Annotated in this window: 10 protein-coding genes; 3 read left to right on the top strand and 7 right to left on the bottom strand. The window is 43.2% G+C overall.

Translation table 11 applies throughout. The features are described from left to right. Complete coding sequence (locus DWZ03_RS03355) at positions 1-3003, bottom strand: SusC/RagA family TonB-linked outer membrane protein (protein WP_098032344.1); 3003 nt, start codon at positions 3001-3003, stop codon at positions 1-3. Positions 3004-3252: 249 nt separating this feature from the next. Continuing rightward, positions 3253-4911: a DUF6377 domain-containing protein gene (locus DWZ03_RS03350; RefSeq protein WP_008664452.1), complete on the bottom strand. Its 1659-nt coding sequence runs from the start codon at positions 4909-4911 to the stop codon at positions 3253-3255. 205 nt (positions 4912-5116) lie between these two features. Here DWZ03_RS03350 and DWZ03_RS03345 point away from each other — a divergent pair, with 205 nt between their 5' ends. The 3 genes from DWZ03_RS03345 to DWZ03_RS03335 all read left to right on the top strand — a co-directional run bounded on the left by DWZ03_RS03345 (position 5117) and on the right by DWZ03_RS03335 (position 7611). Next, entirely contained in the window at positions 5117-6418 is a 1302-nt protein-coding gene (locus DWZ03_RS03345; RefSeq protein WP_117681135.1) for a GNAT family N-acetyltransferase, read from the top strand. A 35-nt stretch (positions 6419-6453) separates the two neighbouring features. Further along, the gene (locus DWZ03_RS03340; RefSeq protein ID WP_120128832.1) at positions 6454-6921 is read left to right on the top strand and encodes a hypothetical protein; all 468 of its coding nucleotides are present in this window, start codon (positions 6454-6456) and stop codon (positions 6919-6921) included. A 246-nt stretch (positions 6922-7167) separates the two neighbouring features. After that, positions 7168-7611, top strand: coding sequence for an Hsp20/alpha crystallin family protein (locus DWZ03_RS03335; protein ID WP_005827646.1), 444 nt, complete (start codon positions 7168-7170; stop codon positions 7609-7611). Positions 7612-7691: 80 nt separating this feature from the next. Here the strand turns inward: DWZ03_RS03335 and DWZ03_RS03330 are convergent, their stop codons facing one another. The 5 genes from DWZ03_RS03330 to DWZ03_RS03310 all read right to left on the bottom strand — a co-directional run bounded on the left by DWZ03_RS03330 (position 7692) and on the right by DWZ03_RS03310 (position 11858). After that, complete coding sequence (locus DWZ03_RS03330) at positions 7692-8828, bottom strand: acyltransferase family protein (RefSeq protein ID WP_016273867.1); 1137 nt, start codon at positions 8826-8828, stop codon at positions 7692-7694. A 191-nt stretch (positions 8829-9019) separates the two neighbouring features. Continuing rightward, the gene (locus tag DWZ03_RS03325) at positions 9020-9235 is read right to left on the bottom strand and encodes a hypothetical protein (RefSeq protein WP_117681132.1); all 216 of its coding nucleotides are present in this window, start codon (positions 9233-9235) and stop codon (positions 9020-9022) included. 37 nt (positions 9236-9272) lie between these two features. Next, positions 9273-9908 (bottom strand): sugar transferase, encoded by a 636-nt coding sequence (locus tag DWZ03_RS03320; RefSeq protein WP_117681131.1) that lies wholly within the window; start codon positions 9906-9908, stop codon positions 9273-9275. A gap of 171 nt (positions 9909-10079) precedes the next feature. Further along, a complete protein-coding gene (locus DWZ03_RS03315) occupies positions 10080-10823 on the bottom strand; it encodes a glycosyltransferase family 2 protein (RefSeq protein ID WP_229081913.1) in 744 nt (247 codons plus the stop codon). 72 nt (positions 10824-10895) lie between these two features. Then, positions 10896-11858, bottom strand: a complete 963-nt coding sequence (locus DWZ03_RS03310; protein ID WP_120128826.1) for a glycosyltransferase — start codon at positions 11856-11858, stop codon at positions 10896-10898. Positions 11859-11877 lie beyond the last annotated feature (19 nt).

The raw sequence follows: 11877 nt of genomic DNA, 5'->3' as shown, positions 1-11877 counted from the left end.
TTAAAAGTTAAAGTTTAATCCTAAGCTGAACGTACGGGAAATGGGGTAACGGTTCTGGTCTATTCCGTTAATACCCACTTCAGGGTCGAAACCGGAATATCCGGTGATGGTAGCCACATTCTCACAAGATAGGGAAAGGCGTGCATTCTCAATCTGGGCTTTCTGTAACCACTGCTTCGGGAAAGTGTATGAAAGTGTGATATTCTTCAAACGCAGATAAGAACCATTCTCCACAAAGCGGTCCGACACGCGTGTATTCTGATTGGGGTCGCCGAACACGGCACGCGGCATCGAATTGCTGGTCCCCTCTCCTTGCCAACGCTTCAGTACGTCGGTAGTCTGGTTATAGGCAGCTGCCATACCGGTATTGTCGATATTGTTGGCATTGTATATCTTATTTCCGGCTATACCTTGTAAGAAAACAGAAAGTTCGAAACCCTTATAGGAAAGGCTATTGTTCATGGAGAACAGCCAACTTGGGTTCGGGTTACCGATGACGGTACGGTCACTATCATTGATGACACCATCGTTGTTCAAATCCCTGAAACGGATATCACCCGGCTCAGCTCCCGGCTGCACGGCATGTGTATTCACTTCAGACTGGTTCTGGAAGATTCCGTCCGTAACATAGCCGTAGAAGACATTAATGGGATAGTCCTTTGTCAGCATCGTTACATAGGAGTTATTGATTTGGTTAATGTAATAAGGAACGTCGCTGTTCAAATCCTTAATTTTATTCTTGTTGTAAGTGGCGGTCAGGTTCGTTTCCCATCCCAGTTCACCGGTAAGATTGATGGTATGCAGACTCATTTCAATACCTTGATTACGTACTTTTCCGGCATTGGTATACGTGGTTGTAGTATCTTCAAATCCCGATGTGATGGGGATAGACGCCTTTACCAGCATGTCTCTCGTCTCCTTCAGATAAGCATCGAACGAGAACATAACGCGTGAATTGAACAGTGAGGCATCAAAACCGATGTTGGTTTGTGCCACCTCTTCCCAATGGATATACGGGTTGGCGAGAGTAGAAGAAACCAGCGCTGTCTGATTGCCGCTCGAAATGCCGAAAGGATATACACTAGTATTGTAGGATGCCAGATAGCTGTAGTTTCCAACACTTGCCTGGCTACCGGTCACACCGTATCCCGCACGCACTTTCAGGTCATTGATATAGTCGTTTTTTGGAAACCACTTTTCCTGAGAGGCACGCCATGCCACAGATACGGAAGGGAAAGTACCCCAGCGATGTTTCTTACCGAAACGGCTGGAACCGTCACGACGAATGGTTGCAGTCAGCAAATAGCGGTCTTCGTAAGAGTAGTTGACACGTGCCATGTAAGAGAGCAATGCCCACTCTGTCTCGTTTCCACCGATGGCATACATTTCCTCGCCATTATCCATTTCGTGCACATTGTCGAACATAAACACATTCTTCTGCGCATTCAGGTAGTCGTTGGTGTTCCATTGGGCAGACATACCGGCCATCAATCCCACACGATGTTTTTCTGCAAAAGTATGGTCGAATAGGAAATAGTTGTCCCACAAATAAGTGAACGACTTGTTATCGCTCTTATAACGTGAAGTCTCCTCTGTGGGAGTGGGTTTCCAGTTATACTTGGGGGTAAAGTTGTCTATGAACCAGAATTTGGCATCATAGCCGAAAGTACTTTTAAACTTAAGCCATTTGGTAAAAGTAAGTTCTGCCGTCAGGTTGGCCAGGAAGTTATATCCATCAGTCTGACTCTTGTTCAGTTCCGTCGGTCCAATGGGGTTGCGCGTGCTGCCATACCATTCCGAGTTACCATCAGGACCACTCCAACTGCCATCTTCATTCTTCACCGGATAAATGGGGAGCGCTTTCAGCGCATCACCTATATTATAGCTGCCCGACTTCTTCGTATCGGCACTGAACGTAATGTTATTGGAGAACTTCAACCATTTCAAGACTTGCGCATCACTGTTGGACTGGAATGTGAAGCGACGGTAATTCACACTCTTCACGATACCGGACTGATCCAGAAAACCACCGGACACATAATAATGGGATTTCTCGTTACCGCCGGAATAACTTACCGTATAGTTCTGCATCACACCCGTACGGAGCAATTCATCCATCCAGTCGGTACCTGCACCCAATTCAGAAGGATTGGCCCATTCCGGATTAGGATTGCGTCCACTGTTCACCATCATGTCATTACTCAACTCGGCATACTGCGCCGCGTTCAATAAAGAAGGTACGTTCGTAGCATTCTGGAAAGAGTAATTGGCAGATACAGCAAGTTTTCCTTTTCCTTCCGTACCGCGTTTGGTGGTAATCATCACAACTCCATTAGCTCCCCGGGAACCGTAGATGGCTGTGGCCGAAGCATCCTTCAATACATCCAAACGTTCCACATCGGCCATATTTAAGGAAGACAAGCCCAAGTCGGTAGGCACTCCGTCAATCACGACCAGCGGGTCGCAGTTGTTGATAGAACCCAAACCACGAATCTTGATGGATACATTGTCTCCCGGTTTACCGGCATCTACAATCTGCACACCTGAGATTTTTCCCTGGATGGCTTGTCCCAAATTGGATACGGGGGAATCCTTGATATCCTTGTTACCGATGGAGGACACTGCTCCTGTAAGGTCGCTTTTCTTCATGGTGCCATACCCTATCACCACCACTTCATCCAGCATTTCGGCATCTTCAGACAAAACTACCTGAAGCTGTTTCTGTCCCTTCACCTGCACCTCTTGAGTCTTATAGCCTACAAATGAAACGACAAGAGTACCGTTCGGAGACATGTTCAAAGAGAAATCACCGTCAATACCGGTTATTGTCCCATTTGTGGTTCCTTTTTCCATTACACTGGCGCCAATAACCGTTTCACCGGTCTGGTCTTTCACTACACCTTGTACTGTAATTTGCTGTGCGAACATGCACATCGGAAGTAACATTCCTATCAGACAAACCATCATCCGTAGCCTGCTGATTGGCATTTTGTACTTTTGCATAATATAAGAATTTAAAGTTAATAATAAAAACATAAATCACATGTGTCACTCTTTCCGAAGAGGAACAATGCAAATGTATCAGATAAGAGAAGCCAATAGTGGAGGAAAGAGTAAAAAAGTAGTGGTTTACATCATTCAAAAAGGCTTAAACCACTATATACCAATAATATATAAAATTATTGCCCAACTAAAAAAGTAGTGAAAATATAAGCGTAAAAGAGACACTTCCAAGCTTCAAAACCCCTATTCTCAGTTCTTCGACTTGCCAATTGTCATCACTTCCTGTTCCAACAAGTCGCGGTCACCGGCAGCCTTGTTGCGAACCTTCGTACGATAGTTATAAATGGTGGTAACAGAATATCGAAGGAACTGGGCTATCTTCACGCTGTCAGTAATACCCAAACGTATCAATGCAAAGATGCGCAACTCTGTATTCATCCGTTCGCCGGCTTTCAAGGATATTTGCTCATCATCGGCAAGCAGGGCATTGAAGTCTTCTACAAAAGTAGGAAACAGCTGCAGGAAGGTATTATCAAAGTTGGTATAGAATTCCTTTAATTCCCCCTCTATGAATTTAGAAGACTTGATGTTCTTGTAGAGTTCCTCCACATTTCCGGTAGCGGCAATCTTTCCCAGCGACCGGCGGTAATTGTCCATCTTTTCCAAATAGACCGAGCACTGGTCCATATAACGGCCGATATACTCCTCCTTCAGATAGGAGTTTTCGGCAATGCTGTGGTTGGCCTCCTTGAGTTGTGCATTGGAAAGGTGAAGCTCATCATTCAGCTCCTTCAACCGTTTGTTGGCGTCAATCACTTCCCTGCGGGCGGCAGCCACTTTCTTCATCTGCTTGTATACATAAAATATGGCAAGCAACAGAAAAAGTGAAAGCAGGCTGATAGATACCAGTGCCCATTTCATCTGCTCCTGCTGCTTCTCCGTCTTTTGCTGGTAAGCATCATTAATGATAGGAAAGATTTCCAGAATCTCCAGCTTGCGCAACCGGGCATTGCAGGCGGCTGCATCTTCCATACATATCTTTACATAAGAATAGGCACGCTCGATGTCTCCTTCCTGGTAAAGCAGTACGGCGAGCTTGCGTAAAGAGATATATTCACGGACAGCGGTTTTCATATCCGCCATAGCAGATACAATCAGGTATTCCTTTTCCTTCTCTTTGTCCCCTTTCAGCCGGTAAGACTCTGATAAAGTATAGGCACAAATCGCAACGTCGTGTTCATAGTCCTTCTGCAGCGCCAGATAATCCGTCAGCAAACGGATGGCCTTGTCATATTCATTGCGTACATTATACTGGTCGGACTGAATCAAGGTATGTATCAGAAGATTATCTTTATTGACCAACAGCAACGAATCACGATATTTGTCCGTAAGCTCCGTATAAAGCTTCTTTTCATATGCCGTCACGGCATAATCGGCCATAAGGCCATAGACCGTACGGTAGATATGGTAATAATATGGATGGATATCCACCGGTAACCGGTCTATATGGATATTCCGCATCAAATCCATAACTTCCTTATACATACCGGTCATTCCCAAAACATCTGCTTTATTCATGCGGGCATTGTCTATGTATTCCCGGTTTCCAAGACGTATGGCTATCTGTTCCCTTTCCTCGGCCATGTGCAATGCAGAATCCGTATTGAACGAACGGTACTCATCCAGCAATGTGCCAAGAATGGCAAAACGTTCTTCATCCGGTATCTGCCGATGCAACTGTCTTTTCAATTCCACCAGTTTCAGCTCCTTCTGCTCCATATATATGGGACGCTCCTTTATCGCCTGGTCCAGTTTCAGCAGCAAAGAATCCGCCCGGCTGCTGTCTGCAGCATGAAGGCGGCACATACAGATGGTACAAAGACACAAGAATATGATTATATTTTTCATCCGGCTTTCCGATTAGTTAAAGGCAATACTTTTTGAGAATCCTCATGCAAAAGTAATTAAAATACCATAAAAACCTATTCTACTATCATTAAAAGCTCGAAAGCAGAGTGATAAAAAGGCATACTGCAAGCAAAAGAATCAAAATATTGAATTACCTTTACGGAAAATCCAAAGAAAGACCATATCATAATATCATCCGAGCATCATGAATATACACACATTTATTGCCAATTATCAGGAAGCTTTCGGCCAACACGCCGAACTCCCCATCGCCTTTTGGTATTCAGACCGAATGGGGGCATCTACAGAGAAAGTAACCGGTTGTCTCTTCAAATGCATGAAACAAGTCAGAGACGGCAAAACCGTCAGTCTCAGCAACGAAACAATCACCTGCGGAGGAGGCAAGTTCTATACCGGATTTACAGAAATGCCCGAGCGCGTCCCGGGTTTTGTCTCCTTGAAAGAGAAATACAAGAAGACTCCCGAAATGGTGGTAGATTTTGTCAATGAGCTACAGATTTCCAGAACTGACAAAACCTATCTGCATTTTGCCCGCATAGACAAGATACCTTCCTTTGATGAAGTGGAAGGACTGCTGTTCCTGCCAACTCCCGACATTCTATCCGGACTGGCGACATGGACCTTCTTCGACAACAATGCATCGGATGCCGTGGCAGCCCCATTCGGCTCCGGCTGTTGCTCCGTCATTACCCAAACCATCATTGAAAACCGGAAACAAGGGAAACGCACTTTCCTGGGATTCTTCGACCCCTCCGTCCGCCCATACTTCGAAGCGGACTTATTGAGCTTCACTATCCCCATGTCCCGGTTCAAGGAGATGTATCACACCATGCGTGAAAGCTGTCTGTTCGATACACATGCCTGGGGAAAAATCAGGGAAAGGATACAGCTTTCCCAATCAAGGGACGTGCATATCCTCTCCTCTCCCATTTCCTTCCCCATCCTTCCGGACATTTATCTGCAGGAAATCAGAATAGAAGATGCCGCAGCCATCTACCATGCCATCGACACACACCGGGATTACTTAAGAACATGGCTGCCATTTGTGGATAATATGCGCACAACAGCTGATGAAGAAGCTTTTTTACGTCAGGTACTATCTGCTCCTGCCGAACGAAATGAACCTATATTCGGTATTTGGAACCAGCAGCATGAAATCTGCGGACTGATAGGTTTCCATTTCTCCGATTTCGACAACCACCGTACAGAACTCGGCTATTGGCTACTGCCGGAATACCAGCACCGGGGCATCATTACTGAAAGTGTCCGCAAGCTGTGTCTGTGGGCCGTACAAGAAAAAGAGATAAAGCGGATACAAATTCGCTGTGCCGTGGGCAATGCAGCCAGTAACGCGGTACCGGTTCGCCTCGGTTTCATCCATGAGGGAACAGAACGTTGCGGAGAACTGCTGGCTTCTGGAGAATATACAGACATACATATATACAGCATCTTGAAAGAAGAAGTGCTGGCCAACCTCAAACGATAAAATATCAAATTATATATCAACTATTGAAATTATACATGGAACAACAACCTCATCTCAATGACCACAACAAGCAGGAGTACCCTCCTATGCATACAACGGAGCACATCATCAACCAAACCATGATAAGGTTATTCGGTTGCGGCCGCTCCATATCAGCACACATAGAACGGAAGAAAAGCAAGCTGGACTACCGTCTTGCCGCCTGCCCCACGGAAGAAGAAATAAAGAAGCTGGAAGAGGTCGTAAACGAGGTAATCGCCCGACAGCTGCCCATCACAACAGAATTCATTACGCAAGAGGAAGCTCAAGGACGCTTCGACTTGGAACGCCTGCCCGATGATGCTTCGGAAACGGTACGTGTCGTGAAAGTAGGCGATTACGACGAATGTCTCTGCATTGGAGTACATGTAGAAAACACATCAGAAATCGGAACCTTCAAAATCATCAGCCACGATTGGAACGAAGAAGCCAAGCGTTGGAGAATGCGTTTTAAATTAGTCTAAAAATCTATCAATTTTAAATAAATAAGATAGCAAAATGGCATTAAACAAGCAAATAAGTCAGATTTTTAATGACAAATAGTCAATAGAGTCAACAAAAACCGGTTGGCATAAGGTTTGCAATATAGTTAGCGAACGACGGTTCAAGAAACGGACGGTGAAAAGCCCAAAAGGCAGACACCCGAAGACAAAGAACCGGAGTTCAAAACTAAATAGCATGTTTAACTTAAACAATAGGAGACTATAACTATGATGCCTGTAAGAAGAAACCAAAATTGGTTACCGAGTATTTTTAATGATTTCTTTGACAATGATTGGATGGTAAAAGCAAATGCCACCGCCCCTGCCATCAATGTATTCGAAACAGCAAAAGAGTACAAAGTTGAATTGGCTGCTCCCGGTATGACAAAAGAAGACTTCAACGTTCACATCGACGAAGAAAACAACCTGGTCATCAGCATGGAAAAGAAAACAGAAAGCAAGGAAGAGAACAACAAGGACGAAAAGAAGGAAGGCCGCTACTTGCGCCGCGAATTCTCATACACCAAGTTCCAGCAAACCATGATTCTTCCGGACGATGTCGATAAGGAAAAGATTGGTGCCCATGTAGAAAACGGCGTGTTGAACATTACATTGCCTAAGTTTACAGAAGCAGAAAAAGAAAAGGCCAAGAAATTCATCGACGTAAAATAACGCCCGACCATTAAAAAGAAAATCTCCCGCTGCACAAGATAATGCAACGGGAGATTTTTTATATCCATAGCTATGCGGAACTATTTCTTTTTCCCTTTCAGAAAACGGTCTGTCAACCACCTGCGCACCGGTTCATCATAGAGTTTCAAACAAGCATAAGCAAGGACAACGGCTCCCACGAAAGTAAGTATCATATAAGGGATACCTTCCACCATTGTAGCGTTATTGTTGCATACCCAAGCCGTATAAGTATATACCAATGGATAATGGGTAATATAAATCGGATAGGAAATGTCTCCCAGGAACTTGCATACGGCAGTAGAGCGCTTACCGGTCACCTTGCCGCCCGCTCCCATTGAAACAATGACCGGGAAGACGCAGATAATGCAGAAAGCCTCGTAAAGCCCGTTCATCCAGTAGCCGTCCTCACCTCCGATACGGGGAATGGAAAGAACCACCACAATCAGCAGGCTGCACCACCAGAAAGCACGCTTTTCAAGCCGTATCAGCCAGCCGAGGCGTGACAGAAGTAATCCGCCGAAAAACGGATACATCAGCCGGACCATACCCACATACTGCTGTTCCCAGTTCAAGGCCCAACCACCCACAATATCGCCGGCAGGAGCAGTCAGACAACGGTATACCGTAAAACACCCTGCCACAAATACCAGCACCGACAGGGCCACCTTATTGAACTTGCGTACAAACAACGCATACAGAATATTACCGATATATTCATAATAGAGCGACCACGCCGGGCCATTCAACGGATGCATTTCCGTCCAGCCACGAATGTCAAACTTCAGCGGAAGGGGAAGCAAAGTACAGCCCAGTAACATTACCAGCAGCATGGTTCCAACGGACGTATTCTCGATAGGTGGAAAACAAGGCGACTCCTGAAAATAGAAAAAGGCAGCGCCCACAATGCTTCCCATAATCACCATAGGATGCAGGCGAATGATACGGCGTTTGAAGAAAGTGCCCACGGTCATCCGGTTCCAACGGTCATCATAAGCATAACCGATAACAAAACCGGAAAGCATGAAAAAGAAATCCACTGCCAGATAGCCATGATTGATAATTTGAGTAAGATGACTGCCGCCTGCATGTGCTTCAAAAAGATGGAAGATAATAACCATGACAGCCGCCACGCCACGAAGTCCGTCAAGAATCTCATAATGCGGTTTCGAGGCAAGATAAGTAGTCTGTGTATTCATTTTGGTATAAGATATTTATTTATTCGCGTGCAAAGATAAGATTTTTTTCCAAGTGCTTCATGTTCTCAGAAACCAAAATGCAATTTACTATATTTTCATGAAGCATCAAGCAGTGAACAAAAGCAGCCGGAACCACCTCTTTCGAAGCAATCCCGGCTGCCGCCTAAAACAGTAACCGCTGTTACCTGTCATTATCTTTGCTGACGCACCATCATGGGGGCGCCCAGTTCCTCCCTCTCCGTCACTTCCAGCCATCCGCTTTGCTCCAACTCGAATAGAGCGGGATAGACACGTAACTTATCAGCACCAGAGTGACGGATTATATCCTCTACGAGAACAGCCTCCGGGCAAGAAGATATATAATCCATAATACGCCGGGTATCAATAATTTTATAGTTTACGTCCATATCTTTCTTTCATCAATGTTCAATTATAAACTATTTCTTAGAATTTCTTCCCAAACGTTATCCTCATGAACGTCATAAAAAGTATCTTGAAGTCAAATCCCCAAGAGCGGTGCTCCAGGTAAAACAAGTCATACCGCAAACGGCGGAGCATCTTCTCCAACGTATTGGTATAGCCATTGTAAAGGGTGGCATACGAAGTCACTCCCGGACGGATCTGATAGAGATAACGGTATCGGGGATCTTTTTCCATAATCTGGTCTATATAGAATTTCCGCTCGGGACGAGGACCGATAAAAGCCATGTCACCGCGAAACACGTTCCACAACTGGGGAAGTTCGTCCAAATGATGGTCGCGCAGGAAACGTCCTATCTTGGTCAGTCGATGGTCACCACCGGTGTTGTACAAGGCAGGACCATGCTTCTCGGCATCCGTCGTCATGCTACGGAATTTATAGATGTAGAAAGGACGCCCGAATCTACCTATACGTTCTTGCTTGAAAATAGCCGGTCCTCCGTCCTCGCGCTTCACGGCAATGTAGCAGAACAGGAACAGAGGTGAGAATACGATAAGGGCACAAAATGCAAGAAAGCAGTCCATTATACGCTTTACATTGCGTTCGAAGCCATTCATGCCATCGGGGATGAAATGGCTGTCGTTTTCAATAATTTCCATATATGATTTACAATACTTAATAGTTAATTCTTTAGCGGGTAGTCGAAAACACTTTAAAACCTCTTAGATGTACTTTATGCAACGATTATCAAGTAAGGCAGAGACTATAAAATATCCCTAAAATATTATTTAAACAGATGATTCTTAAGCAGTGTGAAAATCAAGACTTATTTAAACTAACGATTTCCTAAATGCTTTATAGGCATAACTAATAAAAAAAAGTACAGATTTCCAATATCCTAACTTTTCCACACTTCTATAAATTTCCCATTGCCATGAAATTACTTTTAGTTTATTTGATGAAACAGAGTTATATCTTACACGATATAATGCAGTCACTGTATTCGTATTCCGAGCTATATATCCTTTCTTCAATATAGAGAGCCACATTATATAATCTTCATGCGGATAATCTGAAAAATATACTTTTCCAACTTTTTCCGTATCGTAAATTGCAGTCAAGCAACCTATTACATTTCCTAAAAGTAGATGTTGATAATCCATTGTAAAAGGCGCTACTACAATTCGGCTATTACGTTGTCCATTTTCTGCAATCTTTTCATAATTAGAATAGACAATGGCTGTTTTATTGTCACTAAACAGATGCAATTGTGTTTCTAACTTATTGGGTAACCATATATCATCACTATCTAAAAAAGCAATATAGCGTCCCTGCGAATTCTTTATTCCAATATTCCGTGGTAATGTAGGAGAGCCTGAAGCATATTCTGTTTTTAAATACTTAATACGCTCATCTTTCTGACAATAAGACTTTATGATATTGGCCGAATCATCTGTGGAACAATCATCAATTACTAATGCTTCCCAATCCTTATATGTTTGTACCAATACGGACTCGATAGCTTGGGAAATAAAAAAAGAAGAATTATAAGTAGGAATAATAATTGAAACCATCAAAAATAATTTTATAAATTCGACTTTTTCAGATACTTGTGTTTTATGACACATGTACAATATCAAACATCACTATTTCAGTAATTTTAAGATTAATCTGACGGGTACAAACATCACCATTTTCATAACAATCCCGTAGGGAATGTTCCCTATAAAATTTTTCCTATAACGAATAGTTCCATCAGAGATGAAACGCGCATTCAGTTCTTTGCTCTTCACATTGGAACATAAATAATACCGCAAATTGGAAACGTAAGAAAATAGTAAAAAGAAATTTATGTATTTACGGATAGAATTATCTTGGTTTGCAATGGGAAGTAAAAAATTTCGTTGTTCCGTATACGCTTCGTATTGAGCATTGCTATATGATTTATATCCCTGCATTACCGAATCATCCCGTATCTGGTAAATAAAAGAGAGTCTTGCCGAGTAATATACTTTATCAACCTTGAACATTAATTGCATAAGAAAAAGTACATCTTCTCCTATTTTGAGTCCCGGTTTCAGTGTTAATTCGTTTTCTAATATAAAAGCCTTGTCATATATGCAACTGCATATATGACAACATAATTTCTTTGACAAGAAATTATGTTGTAATATAGGTCCGGAGAGAGTCAACCCATTAAATTTAGGGAATACATAGCTCTTGCATAATATACCATTTCTACGCGTTTCATAACCAAATAGAAACATTTTGCAATCGGAATGTTCCGTCACCACTTGCTTAAAATAGCTGAGGGTTCCATCGGTCAGTGTATCATCGCTATCCAAAAAATAGATATACTTACCTCGTGCTGCAAGCATACCATTATTGCGGGCAACAGATACCCCTTGATTAGGTTGGTCTATCACACGGATATTTTCATAAGTTGCTTCATATTGTTGCAAGATGGATAACGTATTGTCTTTCGAACCATCGTTTACCAATATCAACTCACAGTCTGATATATTTTGCCGGATCAGCATCTCAACAGTAGGAGCAATGAAACGCTCGCTATTATAGCATGGGATAATAATTGAAATAAGGAGATTCATGAGAAAGAATAAAGATTAG

The organism is Bacteroides sp. AF29-11 (genome assembly GCF_003602895.1).
Taxonomy (GTDB): Bacteria; Bacteroidota; Bacteroidia; order Bacteroidales; family Bacteroidaceae; genus Bacteroides; species Bacteroides uniformis.
Note: the sequence above shows the minus strand (reverse complement) of the source record. Positions and strands in the feature narration are given on the sequence as shown.